Annotated in this window: 21 protein-coding genes and 1 pseudogene; 7 read left to right on the top strand and 15 right to left on the bottom strand. The window is 31.5% G+C overall.

Features of this window, described 5'->3' with window-relative positions; all coding sequences use genetic code 11:
- Nucleotides 1–7 precede the first annotated feature (7 nt).
- Both KA893_RS11750 and KA893_RS11745 read right to left on the bottom strand, forming a co-directional pair.
- Nucleotides 8–1567 (bottom strand): SLC13 family permease, encoded by a 1560-nt coding sequence (locus KA893_RS11750; RefSeq protein WP_037538103.1) that lies wholly within the window; start codon nucleotides 1565–1567, stop codon nucleotides 8–10.
- A gap of 134 nt (nucleotides 1568–1701) precedes the next feature.
- On the bottom strand, nucleotides 1702–2784 hold the full coding sequence (locus KA893_RS11745; protein ID WP_011302753.1) for a glycosyl hydrolase family 28-related protein: 1083 nt from the start codon (nucleotides 2782–2784) through the stop codon (nucleotides 1702–1704).
- 137 nt (nucleotides 2785–2921) lie between these two features.
- On the opposite strand from KA893_RS11745, the gene KA893_RS11740 reads away from it, so the two are divergent.
- From KA893_RS11740 to KA893_RS11725, 4 genes are all read left to right on the top strand, one after another.
- On the top strand, nucleotides 2922–3473 hold the full coding sequence (locus KA893_RS11740) for a cysteine hydrolase family protein (RefSeq protein WP_002482811.1): 552 nt from the start codon (nucleotides 2922–2924) through the stop codon (nucleotides 3471–3473).
- Between the two features lie 56 nt (nucleotides 3474–3529).
- Nucleotides 3530–4459: a manganese-dependent inorganic pyrophosphatase gene (locus KA893_RS11735; protein ID WP_210125831.1), complete on the top strand. Its 930-nt coding sequence runs from the start codon at nucleotides 3530–3532 to the stop codon at nucleotides 4457–4459.
- A gap of 145 nt (nucleotides 4460–4604) precedes the next feature.
- Nucleotides 4605–5984 carry an aldehyde dehydrogenase gene (locus KA893_RS11730; protein ID WP_210125829.1) on the top strand — a complete coding sequence of 460 codons (1380 nt, stop codon included), beginning with the start codon at nucleotides 4605–4607 and terminating at the stop codon, nucleotides 5982–5984.
- Nucleotides 5985–6284: 300 nt separating this feature from the next.
- The gene (locus KA893_RS11725) at nucleotides 6285–6377 is read left to right on the top strand and encodes a type I toxin-antitoxin system Fst family toxin (protein WP_075340056.1); all 93 of its coding nucleotides are present in this window, start codon (nucleotides 6285–6287) and stop codon (nucleotides 6375–6377) included.
- Nucleotides 6378–6517: 140 nt separating this feature from the next.
- Here KA893_RS11725 and pglS read toward each other — a convergent pair whose 3' ends face one another.
- Nucleotides 6518–7555, bottom strand: a complete 1038-nt coding sequence (gene pglS / locus KA893_RS11720; RefSeq protein ID WP_075340055.1) for a 6-phosphogluconolactonase — start codon at nucleotides 7553–7555, stop codon at nucleotides 6518–6520.
- A gap of 131 nt (nucleotides 7556–7686) precedes the next feature.
- On the opposite strand from pglS, the gene KA893_RS11715 reads away from it, so the two are divergent.
- Nucleotides 7687–8091: a YolD-like family protein gene (locus KA893_RS11715; RefSeq protein ID WP_075340054.1), complete on the top strand. Its 405-nt coding sequence runs from the start codon at nucleotides 7687–7689 to the stop codon at nucleotides 8089–8091.
- 125 nt (nucleotides 8092–8216) lie between these two features.
- On the opposite strand, the gene KA893_RS11710 is transcribed toward KA893_RS11715, so the two are convergent.
- Complete coding sequence (locus tag KA893_RS11710) at nucleotides 8217–8387, bottom strand: hypothetical protein (protein WP_002482806.1); 171 nt, start codon at nucleotides 8385–8387, stop codon at nucleotides 8217–8219.
- Between the two features lie 616 nt (nucleotides 8388–9003).
- Here KA893_RS11710 and KA893_RS11705 point away from each other — a divergent pair.
- Complete coding sequence (locus KA893_RS11705; protein WP_002482805.1) at nucleotides 9004–10044, top strand: C45 family autoproteolytic acyltransferase/hydrolase; 1041 nt, start codon at nucleotides 9004–9006, stop codon at nucleotides 10042–10044.
- 68 nt (nucleotides 10045–10112) lie between these two features.
- Here the strand turns inward: KA893_RS11705 and KA893_RS11700 are convergent, their stop codons facing one another.
- The 3 genes from KA893_RS11700 to KA893_RS11690 form a co-directional block, all read right to left on the bottom strand.
- Complete coding sequence (locus tag KA893_RS11700) at nucleotides 10113–10964, bottom strand: DUF4097 family beta strand repeat-containing protein (RefSeq protein WP_069821655.1); 852 nt, start codon at nucleotides 10962–10964, stop codon at nucleotides 10113–10115.
- Nucleotides 10961–11521: an HAAS signaling domain-containing protein gene (locus tag KA893_RS11695; RefSeq protein WP_037538099.1), complete on the bottom strand. Its 561-nt coding sequence runs from the start codon at nucleotides 11519–11521 to the stop codon at nucleotides 10961–10963. The genes KA893_RS11700 and KA893_RS11695 overlap by 4 nt, the downstream gene beginning before the upstream one ends.
- Before the next feature lie 95 nt (nucleotides 11522–11616).
- Nucleotides 11617–12063, bottom strand: a complete 447-nt coding sequence (locus KA893_RS11690; protein WP_228161157.1) for a hypothetical protein — start codon at nucleotides 12061–12063, stop codon at nucleotides 11617–11619.
- Nucleotides 12064–12269: 206 nt separating this feature from the next.
- Here KA893_RS11690 and KA893_RS11685 point away from each other — a divergent pair, with 206 nt between their 5' ends.
- Nucleotides 12270–12830 carry a thioredoxin family protein gene (locus KA893_RS11685; protein WP_002482801.1) on the top strand — a complete coding sequence of 187 codons (561 nt, stop codon included), beginning with the start codon at nucleotides 12270–12272 and terminating at the stop codon, nucleotides 12828–12830.
- Between the two features lie 81 nt (nucleotides 12831–12911).
- Here KA893_RS11685 and pmtD read toward each other — a convergent pair whose 3' ends face one another.
- The 8 genes and pseudogenes from pmtD to KA893_RS14075 form a co-directional block, all read right to left on the bottom strand.
- Nucleotides 12912–13640, bottom strand: coding sequence for a phenol-soluble modulin export ABC transporter permease subunit PmtD (pmtD, locus tag KA893_RS11680; RefSeq protein ID WP_069821657.1), 729 nt, complete (start codon nucleotides 13638–13640; stop codon nucleotides 12912–12914).
- On the bottom strand, nucleotides 13640–14512 hold the full coding sequence (gene pmtC, locus KA893_RS11675) for a phenol-soluble modulin export ABC transporter ATP-binding protein PmtC (RefSeq protein ID WP_037538096.1): 873 nt from the start codon (nucleotides 14510–14512) through the stop codon (nucleotides 13640–13642). Before pmtC ends, pmtD begins: the two co-directional genes overlap by 1 nt.
- Nucleotides 14513–14532: 20 nt before the next feature.
- On the bottom strand, nucleotides 14533–14895 hold the full coding sequence (gene pmtB, locus KA893_RS14085) for a phenol-soluble modulin export ABC transporter permease subunit PmtB (protein WP_238538397.1): 363 nt from the start codon (nucleotides 14893–14895) through the stop codon (nucleotides 14533–14535).
- Complete coding sequence (pmtB, locus tag KA893_RS14080; protein WP_228161153.1) at nucleotides 14858–15196, bottom strand: phenol-soluble modulin export ABC transporter permease subunit PmtB; 339 nt, start codon at nucleotides 15194–15196, stop codon at nucleotides 14858–14860. Before pmtB (KA893_RS14080) ends, pmtB (KA893_RS14085) begins: the two co-directional genes overlap by 38 nt.
- Nucleotides 15197–15211: 15 nt before the next feature.
- A pseudogene (locus tag KA893_RS11665) lies at nucleotides 15212–15990 on the bottom strand (ATP-binding cassette domain-containing protein).
- The gene (gene pmtR / locus KA893_RS11660) at nucleotides 15987–16367 is read right to left on the bottom strand and encodes a PSM export ABC transporter transcriptional regulator PmtR (protein WP_210125827.1); all 381 of its coding nucleotides are present in this window, start codon (nucleotides 16365–16367) and stop codon (nucleotides 15987–15989) included. The pseudogene KA893_RS11665 and the gene pmtR overlap by 4 nt, the downstream one beginning before the upstream one ends.
- A 209-nt stretch (nucleotides 16368–16576) precedes the next feature.
- On the bottom strand, nucleotides 16577–16765 hold the full coding sequence (locus KA893_RS11655; protein WP_002482795.1) for an SE1626 family protein: 189 nt from the start codon (nucleotides 16763–16765) through the stop codon (nucleotides 16577–16579).
- 221 nt (nucleotides 16766–16986) lie between these two features.
- Entirely contained in the window at nucleotides 16987–17082 is a 96-nt protein-coding gene (locus KA893_RS14075; RefSeq protein ID WP_100217374.1) for a Trp-rich small protein, read from the bottom strand.
- Between the last annotated feature and the right edge of the window lie 50 nt (nucleotides 17083–17132).

Raw genomic sequence — 17132 nt, 5'->3', positions numbered from 1 at the left:
GCTTCTTTTATTTCAATGGCAATGGTTGTGTAACATCTATACCTAAAACAGGTGGCACTAAGAAGTATACAACCAACACGATTACGACAATACTTAATAAATTCACCCAAAAACCAACCGATGCCATTTTTTTGATACTGATTTTGCCAGTGCCAAATACAATGGCATTCGGAGGCGTTCCTACTGGTAACATATATGCACAATTTGCTGCCATAGCAGCAGGAACCATGAGTAACAATGGGTGCACATTAACTGCGACAGATAATGTGGCTAAGATCGGTAATATCATTGTAGCTGTAGCTGTATTGGATGTGATTTCAGTTAAGAATAAGACAAAAATTGTAATTACAAGCACAATAACCAATGGGCTGACACCTTCAATTAACTTTAATTGTTCTCCTAGCCAATTCGCTAAACCACTTTCTGAGATACCTTTTGCTAGTGCTAAACCGCCACCAAACAAAATTAATACTCCCCATGGTAAATCCTTAGCTACTTCCCAGTCTATAATACGTTTATGCTTTTCTTTATTTTTAGCAGGAATTAAGAATAATAAGACAGATATAAACATGGCAATCGTCCCATCAGCAACTTCTGAAGTGAATGTCCAATGCTTTAATAAAAATTCTCGTGTTATCCATAAAAAACTAGCAAGTAAAAATACAATCAATACTACTTTCTCTTCATATTTCATTTTTCCAAGTTCACTTAATTTTTTTCTAATTAAATCTTGCCCACCTGGCAATGTTTTCATATCATGTTTAAACGCAATGTAACGAATATATATCCAAACTAAAAACAGTAAGACGATGACTGTTGGTACACCAATAATCATCCATTTTGCAAAGCTAATTTCTTCACCAAAAGCTGATTGATATTGCCCCTTTAATATAATTAATGGTGGTGTTCCAATTAATGTACCTAAACCACCAATCGTACCTGCATAACCTATCGCTAAGACTAATGCTTGCTCAAATTTAGAAATACTTTCAGGTTTTGTATCTCCGTTTTTCAATTCATTTGCTTCTTTAATAATTGCTAAACCAATAGGTATCATAATCATAACCGCTGCAGTGTTCGAAACAAACATGGATAAAAAACCGGTTGCTATCATAAAGCCTAATAATATTCTTCCTGTACTCGTACCTAATGTATTAATGATTCGGAGCGCTACCCGAGTATGTAGATTCCACCTTTCCATTGCAATAGCTAGAATAAAGCCCCCTAAAAATAAGAAAATAATGTCATTACCATATTGAGCAGATACTTCTTCTGGATTGAGCACATGACCAACTGGAAGTAATATCAAAGGTAATAAACTTGTAGCAGCAATTGGAATCGCTTCGGTAATCCACCAAGTGGCAATCCATAATGTGATAGCTAAGACAAATACACCTTTATCAGATAAATTGTCAGGTTGAAATAACAACAATGTTAGTACAAAGAGCAAAGGACCTAAAATTAACCCTACTAATTGACCAACATTATAAGATTTATTCTCTTTTTTATTTGAGAAAAACATCAAATACTGCGACCTTCTCATATCCCCTTTATTTAAATTATTCATCAAGCTCCCCCTTTAAATTATTATCAGAATATTCACAATAATTTATTAGAGTATAACATAATATATTTCAAATTGGTTTATAATTTTAAATCGTTTACATCACCATTATTTATTATTCAATTTACAAATGATAATCAATCTATATTTACTTTTTTGAATCTGATATCGGCTTCGTTAGATATGTAAAGATGTTTGATATCCTTTAAATACACGCTTTGTGACTCATGATCAAATTCATTTTTTGCTATAACGATATTTTCATGTTTGATATTATTATAACTTTGAATACGTATAGCTTCTTTACGCATTTCTCCTATAAATTGATTTTGGAAAATATTTAAATTGTTTCCTGCTTGTGTCCCCCTTTCATTACCTTTCATATCTTTCGCATTTTTCCCATCTTTTACAGCTAAAAAGCGTATACCGCCCTCACAATTTTTAAAAACATTATGGTGAATATACGTATTTTTATTTTTCAATGGTGTGAGTGCATATTGTTTCATATTTTCAAAAACATTATAGCGAATATGAATATTGTCATAGTATTTATGATAACGGCTTGCATGAGAACCAATTGCTCGGTTCCAAGGTTGCATACCGGGTGTTTCTGAATTACCAAAATAGCAATTTTCTATTATGACATTCTTCGTAATTGTCCCATCAGTTGCACCAAATTTTGGAAAAGCACCTGAAACTTGTATATCTAACTGCACCGCTTCAGAAAAAAATCTTGTGCCATCCGGATCATTGAAACCTAAGAACTTGCATTGATTGATGTACAAACCGTTCACTCCACATGCATCCAAACAATGTCCTCCAACCACATCTTTAAAAGTAACATCCACAATTTGAACGTCACATGCATGTCCCATGCACATCGTCGTATTATTATAAGGGTAGTCGTACCCATTCATATCAAACGTGCCACCTGCTATATGAATATGACTATTTCCGTTATAACCATAATACGATTTAAAACGACGTCCGTTTTTCAATAATGTATCTTTACCGCATCTTTTTAAAATTGCTTTATCATCTAAAAGTAATGTTGTTGCCTCATATATCACAAGCGGCTTGCGAATATGATATTCTCCTTGAGGCACATATATCGTTGTTCCTTTATTTTTCTTTGCATAATTGAGTGCTTTTTGCATTGCACGTGTATCTGCCCATTTGTGTTCCCCTTTTAAACCAAATTGTTTTGCATTAATAATCATAGGCCAGTTCCTTTCATCGTTATTACTTAATAATTAACATAAATATGTTTTTTTAAACGCGTTTACTATATCTTTAATGATTTATCATCTTAGTATATAATTACTATTATATTTAATATTGGGAGTGTAACCATAATATGAAAAAAAGTGCGTTAATTGTAGTAGACTATTCAAATGATTTTGTAGCTGAAAATGGAAAATTAACTTGTGGATTTCCAGGTCAACAAATTGAAAGCTACATAGTGGAAAGAATCGAAGTTTATAACAAAAAGCAATCTGATATCTTTTTTATGATGGATTTGCATTATGAAGAAAATAAATATCATCCTGAAAGTAAGTTGTTTCCACCACATAATATCATCGGTACGTTTGGTCGTGAACTTTATGGTAAAGTAAATGATATTTATCAAAATATTTTATTTAACGATCATATCCACTATTTAGATAAAACACGTTATGATTCATTTTGCGGTACACCTTTAGACTTAATGTTGCGTGAGCGAAATATTAATCATTTAGAAATCGTTGGCGTTTGTACGGATATTTGTGTACTCCATACTGCAATCAGCGCATACAACTTAGGATATGGTATTTCCATTTCACATAGAGGTGTCGCTTCCTTTAATCCTTCAGGTCACGAGTGGGCATTAGATCATTTTAAAAATTCACTAGGTGCTGAAGTAGAATAACAATGCGAAATCATGCTAGAATAACATTAACTACTTAAAATAAGGAGAATTTAGATATGGCAAAAACTTATATTTTCGGACATAAAAATCCAGATACAGATGCAATTTCATCTGCTATTATCATGGCAGATTTTGAACAACAAACAGGTAATGCTGAGGCTACTGCATACCGTTTAGGCGAAGTAGGCCCTGAAACACAATATGCTTTAGATCATTTTAATGTAACTGCACCAGAGTTACTAAATGATGATTTAGCCGATCAAAATGTCATTTTAGTTGACCATAATGAATTCCAACAAAGTGCTGATTCAATTGCTGATGCAGCTGTTCAACACGTTGTCGATCATCACAGAATAGCTAACTTTGAAACTGCAGCACCTTTATATTACCGTGCTGAACCAGTTGGCTGTACTGCAACAATTTTATACAAAATGTATAAAGAACGTGGATTTGAAATCAAACCTGAAATTGCTGGTTTAATGATATCTGCAATTATTTCAGATAGTCTATTATTCAAATCACCTACTTGTACTGAGCAAGATGTACAAGCTGCAGAAGCATTAAAATCAATTGCTAATGTTGATTTAGAATCATATGGCTTAGAAATGTTAAAAGCTGGTGCTTCTACAAAAGATAAATCTGTTTCTGATATTTTATTTATGGACGCAAAATCATTTAATATGGGAGATTTTGTTACACGTATTGGTCAAGTAAATACAGTAGATATTGATGAAGTATTTGCACGCCAAGAAGAATTAGAAAAAGAAATGCTTGAAGTAAGCGCCAATGAAAAATATGATTTATTTGTATTAGTTGTTACTGACATTATTAATAGTGATTCTAAAATTCTTGTTGTTGGCGCCGAAAAAGATAAAGTCGGCGTTGCCTTCAATGTAACACTTGATAATAATACTGCCTTCTTACCAGGTGTCGTTTCACGTAAAAAACAAGTTGTACCACAAATTACAGAAGCATTAACGAAGTAATACATCTTTATTAACACAACACTTCGTACAATTTATTCAACATATTAAGTTTTTACAATTCATTATACTGGGACATAGTTGATATGTTCCAGTTTTTTATCAATATAAGTATATTGGACACCCATTCGTACTAGGAGGAATACATTTGAATTCAATAGAACAAACTTTCCATAATAGTAAACAATATTTTAATACACATGCGACCAAGGATCTTAAATTCAGAAAAAAACAACTAAAGCTCCTAAGCAAAAGTATTAAAAATCATGAAGATGCATTATTAAATGCTTTTCAAGAAGATTTAGGTAAAAACAAAGTAGAAGCCTATGCAACAGAAATCGGCTTTACTTTAAAAAATATCAAAACGGCTCGTAAAGAATTAAAAAACTGGGCTAAAAAGAAACAGGTTAATACACCGCTTTATATGTTTCCTACCAAAAGTTATATTGTTAAAGAACCATATGGCACAGTACTAATTATTGGGCCATTTAACTATCCATTCCAATTGCTTATTGAACCGCTTATAGGTGCTATAGCTGCAGGCAATACTGTAATCATTAAACCTTCGGAATTCACGCCACATGTGTCAGCAGTTGTAAAAAATATTATTGAAGATGTGTTCGAGCCTGAATACATCAGTATTTGCCAAGGTGACGCCGATACTACACAGTCACTGATTCATTTACCCTTCGATTATATCTTTTTCACCGGAAGCGAACGCGTTGGAAGAATTGTTTATCAAACAGCAAGTACCAATTTAACACCTGTCACTTTAGAATTAGGTGGCAAATCACCTGTCATCGTAGACGAAACCGCTAATATCAAAGTCGCTAGTGAACGCATCAGTTTTGGTAAATTCACTAATGCTGGCCAAACATGTGTCGCTCCAGATTATGTTCTTGTAAACCGTAAAGTCAAAGAAGACTTGATTAAAGCTTTAAAAAATACAATAACAGAATTTTATGGTAAAGAAATACAAGCAAGTCCTGACTTTGGACGTATCGTAAATCAAACGCATTTTGACCGTTTAAACGATTTATTAGGTGTACACAAATCGGAAATTGTTTTTGGTGGCCATTCTGATTCAGCTGAAAACTATATCGGACCTACTTTATTAGATGGTATTACATTTAATGATAAAATTATGGAAGGTGAAATTTTCGGTCCTATACTACCAATTATTACTTATGACGATTTTGATGAAGCGATTGATTTAATTCATACGAAACCCAAGCCACTCAGCCTTTACCTATTCAGTGAAGATGAAAACGCAACAGAACGTGTTCTAAATGAAATTTCTTTTGGTGGCGGTGCTATCAACGATACATTGATGCAATTAGCAAATCCAAACTTACCATTCGGTGGTGTTGGTGCTTCCGGTATTGGTCAATATCACGGCAAATTTAGTTTTGACACATTCAGTCATGATAAATCTTATATATTTAAATCAACTCGATTAGAGTCAAGCCTACTCTTTCCACCTTACAAAGGAAAATTTAAGTATATTAAAACATTTTTCAATAAATAATAAACACCTTTTTATAGGCTTGGACTATAAACTGTAGCTAATGAGAGTGGAACAGAAATCTTTATTTTATAATTTCTGTTCCACTCTCATTTATGTTATATAGTCACTACTTAAGTATTGGCCTGGATGTTCTTAAGCATATTATTTTCTATTTCATGATTACTTTCCTATTTTATGTCATCGACGATTTTAAACAAACGATTCCCTTTTATCTTCTATGGTTAAGATGCTACAAATGATATAATTGAAAAGTCGTCGTTCTACTTCTGTGCTGATTTTAGCATGGAAGGAGGTGACATCATGTTCAGTACACTATTTGTAACGTTTATAGCACCTATCGTAGTAGGTGTTATTGTCACATTATTTTCTTATTGGCTGAATAATCGTGACTGACGACTGACGACGGCAGCGCCAATACACCAAAAAGAGCCCGATAGCTATTCGTAGTAGCTACCGGGCTCGGTGTTTATCATGTTAGTACACTATTTGTTAACTGCATTATAACACCATTCATAATAAAAATGCAAAGTATATTATCTTAGAAACTGTACACAAACACCTTCTGGTGCCGTTTCTTGATTATCAACGATTTCTATGTTTCCAGTAACTTTATCACGTTTAAAAACGGTCAGAGCATAATCGCCTTCTTGGTGTGCACAAACTAAATAATCATCAGATTCAGTTATATTGAAGTCACGTGGAAATTCTCCACCACTTTTAACGATGTCTACTAATGAAATTGTTGCACCCTCGTCTCCTACTTTAAATATAGCAAGACTATCATGACCGCGATTACTTATATATAAGAAATTTTGATCATGCGATATTCTCACTGCTGCCAATTTAGTATCACCATCAAAGTTTTCTGGAATTGTTAAATGTCTTTCGATTTCAGTAAAATGACCATTCTCATATTTTAAAGTACTTACGATATTTGATAACTCATGTACAACGTAAGCATATTTTCCATTTTCATGGAACGTAATATGTCTTGGGCCATCTCCAGGCTCAAAATCTATAGTATCGTATACTTTTAAACCGTCATCTCTATATTCGTACGTAATCACTTTATCTGTACCTAGATCCATTGCCACAACATATTTTTCATCTGGTGTTGTGTTGAGATAATGGACATGTGGTTGCTCTTGTCTTTCAGAAGGACCAGTTGGATAATCATGCGCTAATTCTTGTATTAGACGAACAATTTCTCCTGTTTCTGGATTTGCTTCATAAATTCTTGCTAAACCAGCACCATAAATTGCTTCGAATATATATTTTCCATCCGGTGATGCAGATACATAGCAACCATTTCCAGCAGTTGACGCTAGACATTTGTTAATCAGACTTAATGTACCATCTGACTCTATTTTCAAACTAGCAATACCACAATCATCGCCTTCTTTAGTTACAGCATATAAAAAATGATTATGTTGATTTACATATGTTGATGCTTCTAGTTCATAGCCTGTTTTAACTTCCGTTATCTTGCCAGTTTCTTCATCTAGTTGGAAACGGTAAACCCCTTTACCTTCTTTTTTTGTATATGTACCAATATAACCTGTTGTCGTCATGTAAACCCCTCCATATTATTATACTCATATTTTAATAAAGATTTTGGGCAAAGACAATATAATGATTTAACCACTTGAAAAATAGAACGTATGTTCGTATAATGGATATATACTGATTGGAGTGATAATAAGTGAATGACTACAAGAATCAAGAAACAGATTATAGAAAAATACCTAGAGAACAGTTGAATCCCAACATACCGCAAGGCCGTGGCATGGTCAAATGGGCGCCCTTTGCTACTTTACCTGAACAATTCGAAAGTATTCAACAATATTTAATAGATCAAAATAAAATTGATCGTCCAATACTGTCAGATGACCAGCTAAACGAACTTAATTTACAACTCCATCAAGCCTTACATTCAGATACTTTTGTACATGTTGAATATTATAAAGACGGATGGCTAGAAAATATAACTGTTAAAATTAAAAATATAGATATGACGCAAATGTTTTTAGAAGGATACCTTTTAAAAACTTCAAACACAATCAAATTGTCCCTTTTTGATATTACAAAAATCACGATAGATAACTAGTTAGCCAACCATATTTAAGCATAGTCAAGTATTCTATAGGGCATACAAGCGATATGAATAGCATAAAAAACTGTCGATAACATTATCGACAGTTCAAAGTAAAAAACCTATTCATTTTCAATCAATTAATTATTAGATTCGATATCTGAAATAATTTCTTTTGTTTTGCTTTCGATATCTTCAAAGTCTTTTTTGAAAATATAAGCAAATACAACTGCACCAATGCCTGCTGCTAATGATACAGTTAGGATTGTACCGAATACAAATTTAAATAAACCTTTAATAAAATTCCACATTCTGTTTCACCTCAATAAATTATTAACATCACTATTATTAATGATAGCATATTTGATTACATCAATAAATATATACCCACTTTTCATTAATTTAAATCAACATATGAAAGTCGTATTTTTATGATATTATTGTATTAATGCTTCAACAAAACATAAAAAAATTGTTATCTACCAAAGGTTCTTACTACTTTAATATTCAGATAAACATGCGTATTACGTTTATAAGCATTTAAACATAATCATGAACATGAAAAAATTCAAACTTGTTTTGCTTTTAATATATATAGATTCATAGACATTCCAGTGATTATGCTTAATTGATAGAAATTTGCGCTATCACTATCATTGAAGGTGGTTTAACCAAAAAAGAGTGAGCTGAATATATCAGGCTCACTCCCATCGTAATTTGATTTATCTCCACCAAGTGGATACTGCATCTTTAATAGCATCATAATAGTTAGCCATTAACAATCACCTCATTAAAAGTATAATTCCTTAATCAGTCGTCGTTGTTATTCTTAATGATAAGGTCTAGTACCCTGTAATGCAATTAACACTACGTTACATTAAAGTTACAATTTTGTAAGACTACACTTTAAACATAGGAGATTTTGAAATGCAAAAAGTAAAATCTGATATTTTAACGCATCGTGGTTCACATTTCGACCTAGGTGTACAAACTGCACAATGGATGCAACATACACCACTATTAAAAAATAGAGAACAAGAATGGAAAAAACGTATGCCACGCTTTGATATTCACATCAAAGAGACTTATGATATTTTTCAAACTTACGCACCTCAAATCTGGGAAGAAATCAGAGGTATGCAGGAAGTGCTTAATTTACCTACACGTCAAATGATTTTAAATTTTGCCCATTACCGCTTTACACCTTTGAAAAATAGCGGTTGCACTGTCTATTTAGGTAACGATTATATGGTACGTAATTATGATTATCACCCTGCCACATATGATGGTCGCTATTTATTGTTTCAACCCAATGATGGTGGTTTAGCTCAAATTGGGCCAACATCTCGTGTCACGGGTAGAATGGATGGCATGAATGAGGCTGGATTAGCAATGGGGTATAATTTTATGCATCGTAAACATCCCGGTGACGGCTTTGTATGCTACATGATTGGCAGACTTGTATTACAGTACTGTAAAGATGTTCCTGAAGCTATTAAATTATTAAAAGAAATACCTCATAGAAGTTCATTTAGCTACATTGTTATGGATAAATATTTAAACCACGCAATCATTGAAGTTACACCACGTTCCATCGATGTGCGTTATGATCATACTTGTACAAATCACTTTAAATTATTAACGCATGAAAATAGAAATTATACAAAAGAATCAACAGAGCGTTTAGATAGGTTAATTAAACAAACACCTGCTCAATTAGGGAAAATGGATGCTTTCAAACTTTTTAATAACCCTGAATTTGAAATTTACAGTAAATTATTTAAAAGTTGGTCTGGCACGATACACACAAGTATGTATGAACCTCAATCGCTAACCGCTCATATTACTTTAGGTGAGAATAAGGCACCTGTGGAAATTGACTTTCAACAATGGTTGAATGGTGAATCTTTGAACATAAACGAACTCACAGGTCAAATTGATACCGAATTAACCTTTGCAACATATTAATATCAAAAGGAAAAAAAGAGTGGGATTAAGAAATCTTGCATACTTTGATTTCTATCCCACTCGCTCATTTAATTTATATAAATATCCCCATTTAATGTATAGAATTCCAATACATGATTACCAGCGCCTACTCTATCATTTGCAAAAGTTTTGTTATTAACGTTGGCTTTCCCTTTTTCTGGGTTTAATTTCAGCAAAGTATTATCCGGTGCTTGATTGTACGACATCTTTATATCCCCATGTTGTGTTGACGCTTTAAAAGCAGAGTCAATATCCATATCACTTAAATTGATATTACCCTGTTTCGCAGATAGTACCGAATCTTTAATTAGAGATTGCTTTCCGATAATACTGGCATTTTTAGTTTTTATATCTGCATTCAAGATCTCACTGCTATTAAAGTGAACTGTGGATTTTATACCTCTGTATATTAATTTTTTAATTGATGAATTCTTGATGAAAACACGTGCTGCACCAGTTTCAGGCATTGATAAATTAGCACTTTCGATATCTAAGTTCTGTATATTCACTTCATTAACTCTATTAGAAACATACAAATCATCCATTTTTTCACTTGGCATTGTGATATTAATTTCAGCATGTATCTGCCTAAACGGATTAAAATTCAAACCGTACTTATCTACTTTTTCATTGGTTTCATGAACACTTAACTCATTACCTTCTTGATTGATATCTACCTTATTTTGCCCCTTGTAACGCACTGTAAATTTGGCACCTTTTGTGATATTAACTTTAGTTGATATCCCTTTTATATTTAAAGAGTCGATCGATTTATCAGTAATGTTTTTATCTATGGTATTAATTTTATTATTTTGTTTTTCAAAGCCAAACCACGTTATACATCCTAGAAGAAAACAGACAATGAACAAACTCAAACCACTCAAAAATAATTTCTTCATTCTTCTGCACTTCCTTTAATCGTTCTAATATTCCAGCGTAAATATTTTAATATTAATCGATACACCAGTTCAGCCAACTTCGCAATAATTACAAATAAGACAATACCTAAACCACTAAATGCAAATGCAAATAAATAATTACTAATAGCCAAACTAAACATACTGTTCAGTAATCCATGTATGATTAAGAGTAACGGACTTATAGCTAAAACCATTGCAGCACATAACAATATCAACATAAATCCACCGACAAATATCATTGGAATCAGTATAATCACTAAGGATAAAATGCCCATACCTAACGAAGCCATGATTGCTCTTAAAATTGTCCTAGCATTGGTCCGGTATTCAGCAGATACAATTGCACTTCTAGCATTTATTTCTTTACCTATTTTTTTTGGTGGTTCTAAAGCCCCAATAATTTGATATTCATTTTTACCTTCACTTTCTTGCTCAAAAAAATATTGTTCATATTCATACATCACTTTATCTCGCTCAGCCCTAGGTAAATTATCGAGCTCTTGTTCAAGTTCATTTAAAAAAGTGATTTTATCCAAAATATCTACCACCATTCAAATTCTAAAGTCTATTTCTTAAATTATGTAAAATTAAAGAATGGTAATTATCCAATAAAATCACCATTCTTTAATTATTATTTTGAGTAAACTTCAATCTTTTTTATTTTATCATGTTTGTATATAATAGATAACTTTATATGATTATCTTTATCATAATATATCATTAAACGATAGGCATCGCGTAATTTCTTTTGTTTATAGCTACTTCCTAAATGATGTACAACATCTTGAATATTCCCTTCAATTTTCCCACCAAAGTTTGTATAAACATCAGTGTTTTTAATTAATGTCATACCCTTTATTTTTGAATTACCTTTATTCACTTTAAATACTAAATTAGGTTGATTATGTTTAGTGTATAAATTGTGTTTTTTTAAAAGAATTTCGTCATCTTCTATAAATTTATCTTTGTCTATTTTTGCATTTAATTGCATGTCATCAATGGTAATACGAGATAAATCTGTAGTATGTTCATTTTTTATGTAACTTACAATGAGTAATGTAGCTATTCCCATTAACATAAAAACACTCCATACTAGCCATTTATTTATTTTATGAAAATTCACTTTCCTTCAACTCCATTTACTTAATCAATATAGCATACACAATAGTCTCTTTCATCTTAAAAGAATGTCGTAAAATGCATAACTTTTCAAAGTATTTAAAATTTTCTTTCATATAAAATAATTGATATAATAATATCTAATAAGCTAAAGGGGGAAATATTATGACAAGTTTAGAAACATATTTCAAAAACAGTCAACCACTTGATCAATATATCGAGGTCATGACTGAAAACAAAGAGAATGTCTTATCTATTTACAATTCTTTCTCTTTACCATTAAATGATGATCGTATTGAAAAAATTAAATCATTAAATTATTCAAAAGTGTTAGTTATCACGGAAGATTGGTGTGGCGATGCCATGATGAATGTACCTATCTTAAAACATATTAGTGAAGCTTTAAATTTAGAAGTTCGCGTTTTCCATCGTGATGAGAACACTGATTTAATTGATCAGTATTTAACAAATGGTACTGCACGTTCAATACCTATTTTTGTATTCCTTAATGATAATTTTGAACAAGAAACGGTTTGGGGTCCCCGTGCTAGACAAGTTCAACATTTTGTTGAAGATACACGTTCAGATGTCCCTTCAAAAGATGATCCTACCTTTGAAGATAAGTCTGCAGAAGCACATAAAATTATGACGAATCGTTATAAAACAGATTCTCAACTTTGGAAATATGTATATGACTCCATTTTAGATAAATTAATCATTAAATAGTAAAAAGACGTATGAATGATGCTGAGACTAACCGCAAATTCATACGTCTTTTATATATTGACTTACTTATCGGTTATTATTTTAAATATCTTTCTTAGAAACATAGAAAATATTTACAATAAATAAAATTACAATTGAAGCTGAAGTAATAAACCATTGCCAATTTGTGAATGTATAGTCCCCAGAAGTTGTTTTTGAAGTTAAATAACTAAAAGGTATATACTTTAATGAATCTTGAATATGATCACCAATTTTAGGAATCATTGGTAAAAATGGTTCTGCGAAAGGAACAATTAATACTAAAAATATGCCTAGTGTAAAAATAAGTGCTGTCTTAGGCACAATAAGTGAAAATAAATAAAGTAATAAACCAAAGAATAAATGGAACATTAAGAAGAACCATAGTAATTCAAAAGCTTTACTAGTAGTAATGTTCTTCCCATCAACTACACCTTGCACAATATGTACAAATCCCACAAGAACTGCTGTAATCAGTATCGCAATAAGTATGATAGAAATTACTTTAGCTATTACATAACCAATACGGCTTGATGTTTTATTCATATAAAGCTGAATTGTACCTTGTGAAATATCACGCGTAATTGTTTTTATTACAAATAGTAAGCCCATAATTGAAAAGAACCAACTACCGATAGAGAGTAATGTATTACCATTCATTTCATCTGATTGTTGAACAAATAATATTGTAAAACCAATCAATGGTAAAATTGTTAAAAGTAATGCTAAGTAAGTTAATGGACTTTTAAAAATACTATACATATCATATTTTACGAGTTGTAAACTATTCATTATTGGCCACCTTTCTGATTAATATTGAAGTAAGTATCACGTAACGAACTCTTACGCGTCTCAATAAATTTAGGGAAAACAGATTCACTTGCTAAACCTTTTAGTACTTCTTTATAGCTGCGTTGTGCATTGATAATCACTTCGCCACTATCTTCTTGCGTTTGTACTACATTATATTGCTCTTTTAAGAAGGCTAATCCAGCTTCAAAATCCTCATTTTCAAATATAATGACTGTAGAATCAGATGCTGTGCCCTCTTTCATATTTACATCTTGCACGAACTTACCATCACGTAAAAATACGGCTCTATCACAAATCAATTCAATATCTTCAAGTTTATGACTAGAAATTAAAATTTTCATATCTAAGTCTTTAACAAGCGATTGTATTGTTTTAAGCACATCAATTGAACCATCCGGATCCATACCATTTGTTGGTTCATCTAAAATTAAATACTTTGGTTTATTCATTAATGAAACTGCTATGGCCAATTTTTGTTTCATACCCATAGAGTATTTTTTAACTTTCTTTTTAACATAGGGTCTCATACCAAATGCATCGATAATTTGATCTGCATATTTTTTATCAAAACCATTACCAAGGACATTAGCAAAAAGTTTTAAATTAAATAAACCTGTTTTATTATCATACAATTTAGGATGTTCAATTAAGTAACCAACATTTTGCTTATTACCTAATTTGACGTCTCCTTTATAATTGATAATATTTCCATTCATGACTTTCATTAAGGTTGTCTTTCCGACACCATTTTTACCAATCAAACCAACAATCTGACTTTGACCAAAATCAAAATCAATATGGTCAAGCACATTATTATTTCCATATGTTTTTGTTATATTCTTTAATTGCATAAATGCGCCTCCTTTTAAAGTTAATTTACTTTTTTATACTGTATAAAATAATTAGCTATAAGAAAAATGATACTTAAGCCTAAAAAGCCATAATTAAAAACTGGCTCAAAATAATCAAGTGCAGTTAACTTAATTTTGAATATGAGTAATACTGCTAATGTTATAAGCACTGCAACAATTGGAATAATGAGTGACATCACAAGCAAATACATTAAATAAGAAATATTTTCAGATTTTTGTTCGGAATATTTTTTAAATGCGATAGGTATTGCAAAGAAATTAATTGCGATATATGAATAAGGTAAAGTAACATCAATACTAATGCCACTAGCAGCAAAATTTGAATTAGGAATATGTAAAAAGTGATAATATTCCAGCCCCAATCAGTGTAAATAAAATTAAGGTTACATAGTTTGCATTAAGCATATCCTTTTTGGATACTGGCAAACTACCAAAAAAATCATACGCATTTGAGTGGCCTAACTTACTATTCAGTCGAAATACATGTCCTGAATCAAGGACAGAAACAAATAGTAAAATCATAGCAACTAAAGAATAAAGTATTCTTGTAAGCAATGAATGATTTTCGATTATTAATTGTAATGGAGATATTAATAATAATACGGCATAAATAACGATAGTCCATTTACGTAGTTTAATATTTCTAATTAGTAAATTCTTCATCGAATGGCCTCCCCACTATATAATTCCATCACTATACTGTTTATGTTTTCGTTGCCCTTTTTCGAGGTAAACCATTAGTTCTTCGATGGTTGGATTCGTTATTGCCACATCACTACCAAATAGTTCTTTAAACACATTAGCATGTGTCGTAAGTGCTGTAAAACCCGTATGATTATATTCAATGTAATGCGTTAAATCAATCAATTCATTATCTAGTTGATTTGGGTCGCCTTTAACAATTTGATATTGATTTAGAATATCATCTAAAAAGTGGTTCAAAATGATTTCTCCATCCTTGATATAAACCAGATAATCAGCAATTTTCTCCAAATCTGAAATGATATGTGTAGAAATAAAAACGGATTTTTTTCATCAATTAATTCTTCTTGAATGACATCTAACACTTCATTTCTAACAATTGGATCGAGACCAGAGGTTGGTTCATCAAGTATAAATAGCTCTGCATGATGACTAAATGCTATTGCATAAAAAGGCGCAATATAAGACTCAATTTTTTTAACATTCCACTTATCATTTAAATATAATTCTGAATAAATAAAACCAATTTTATTTTTTATTTCAACTGCATGACGATCCATTCTTTTATCAAATAAGCGAATTTCACCTTCATCTGGTTCTATAAGATCCATAATTAATCTAATGATTGTCGTTTTACCAACGCCATTAGCTCCAATAAATCCAGTAACAAATCCTTGAGGAACTCGAAAAGAAACGTCCTTTAGTTTGAATTCTTTATACTGATAATTGACAGCATTCAATTCTATCGCGTTCATTCTTCGCCCTCCTCAAAAATCAGCTCAACGATTTCTTGTAATTCAGATAAAGACATGCCTATTGTCTTAGCTTCTTTACTCATTGATTTAGCTAATAACTCAATAACAATAAATTGTTTTTCTTTTAAAATCGAATTATCTTGTTCCTTAACATAGGTACCTTTTCCTCTAACAGTATAAACAAAGCCGTCTTTTTCTAAATCTTCGTATGCACGCTTTGTTGTTATCACGCTAACACTTAAATCATGTGCTAATTCTCTCATAGACGGTAAATGCTCACCTGGTGCAACATAGCCCTTTAAAATGTTTTCTTTAATTTGTTGCTTAATTTGTTCATAAATAGGTCGTTCACTACTATTTTTTAAAAGTATTTTCATGGACGTCCTCCCCCTACAACTGTATATACACAATATATACAATATATACACGTTTGTAAAGTGTTAATTTATAATTAATTGCATATACTTTATTATTTTACTTGATAATGCAATTCGTCATTAGTCATTTTGCGTTTTAAAATAAAAAAATATAGCTAGTGCTTTGCTAAATTCGACTCAGCTCCACACTAACTATAGTTTTATTGACTCTATTTTCGATTTTGATTTCTCTTCTTACGTCTATTATTGCTTCTATTAATAAAAGCACAAATCATAAACATAATTGCAGCAATAAGTAATTTAATTCCAGAATCTTCTTGTCCTGTTGCCTGTAAATAATAACCAACGATGAACAAGACGATTGCAATAATTACAAATATCTTTGTTAAATGTTTCATCTCTTCACCTCAAACAATGTTATTGTACCAAATTTTACCAATAATTACTAAAAACCTATAATTGAGAACTTATATTTTTTTAATCATAAGTTATGTTAACTGTAAAATAAATTGATTGCAGTATTTCGTTCTGGATGATAAACTTGTAAATGTATCCACGGATTATATTACACAACCCCAAGTCTGGGCCAACAGACTTGGGGTTTTTTGTGTAAGGCCACCTATTTGTCATTCCATTTATTTTCTAACCAAACACGAAAAACAACAAGTAAGCTACCTGTTAATAAAGTTGTAATTATTTCTTGCCACCACGAGATCATATTACACCTCCCACAGAAAAAAGTACCATGTAGGAATTCGATGGCCT

The sequence above is a fragment of the Staphylococcus sp. GDY8P126P genome (assembly GCF_017891965.1).
Taxonomy (GTDB): Bacteria; Bacillota; Bacilli; order Staphylococcales; family Staphylococcaceae; genus Staphylococcus; species Staphylococcus saprophyticus.
Note: the sequence above shows the minus strand (reverse complement) of the source record. Positions and strands in the feature narration are given on the sequence as shown.

Excerpts from the sequence above, each read along its gene's own strand:
- KA893_RS11735 (WP_210125831.1), top strand. The coding sequence starts at position 3,530 with ATGGCAAAAACTTATATTTTCGGACATAAAAATCCAGATACAGATGCA.
- KA893_RS11750 (WP_037538103.1), bottom strand. The coding sequence starts at position 1,567 with ATGAATAATTTAAATAAAGGGGATATGAGAAGGTCGCAGTATTTGATG.
- KA893_RS11700 (WP_069821655.1), bottom strand. The coding sequence starts at position 10,964 with ATGAAGAAATTATTTTTGAGTGGTTTGAGTTTGTTCATTGTCTGTTTT.
- KA893_RS11745 (WP_011302753.1), bottom strand. The coding sequence starts at position 2,784 with ATGATTATTAATGCAAAACAATTTGGTTTAAAAGGGGAACACAAATGG.
- KA893_RS11690 (WP_228161157.1), bottom strand. The coding sequence starts at position 12,063 with ATGTTAATGGGAATAGCTACATTACTCATTGTAAGTTACATAAAAAAT.
- pmtR (WP_210125827.1), bottom strand. The coding sequence starts at position 16,367 with ATGAAAATACTTTTAAAAAATAGTAGTGAACGACCTATTTATGAACAA.
- KA893_RS11725 (WP_075340056.1), top strand. The coding sequence starts at position 6,285 with ATGTTCAGTACACTATTTGTAACGTTTATAGCACCTATCGTAGTAGGT.
- KA893_RS11705 (WP_002482805.1), top strand. The coding sequence starts at position 9,004 with ATGCAAAAAGTAAAATCTGATATTTTAACGCATCGTGGTTCACATTTC.
- KA893_RS11685 (WP_002482801.1), top strand. The coding sequence starts at position 12,270 with ATGACAAGTTTAGAAACATATTTCAAAAACAGTCAACCACTTGATCAA.
- KA893_RS11655 (WP_002482795.1), bottom strand. The coding sequence starts at position 16,765 with ATGAAACATTTAACAAAGATATTTGTAATTATTGCAATCGTCTTGTTC.
- pmtB (WP_228161153.1), bottom strand. The coding sequence starts at position 15,196 with ATGAAGAATTTACTAATTAGAAATATTAAACTACGTAAATGGACTATC.
- pmtC (WP_037538096.1), bottom strand. The coding sequence starts at position 14,512 with ATGCAATTAAAGAATATAACAAAAACATATGGAAATAATAATGTGCTT.
- pglS (WP_075340055.1), bottom strand. The coding sequence starts at position 7,555 with ATGACGACAACAGGTTATATTGGTACATATACAAAAAAAGAAGGTAAA.
- KA893_RS11740 (WP_002482811.1), top strand. The coding sequence starts at position 2,922 with ATGAAAAAAAGTGCGTTAATTGTAGTAGACTATTCAAATGATTTTGTA.
- KA893_RS11710 (WP_002482806.1), bottom strand. The coding sequence starts at position 8,387 with ATGTGGAATTTTATTAAAGGTTTATTTAAATTTGTATTCGGTACAATC.
- pmtD (WP_069821657.1), bottom strand. The coding sequence starts at position 13,640 with ATGAATAGTTTACAACTCGTAAAATATGATATGTATAGTATTTTTAAA.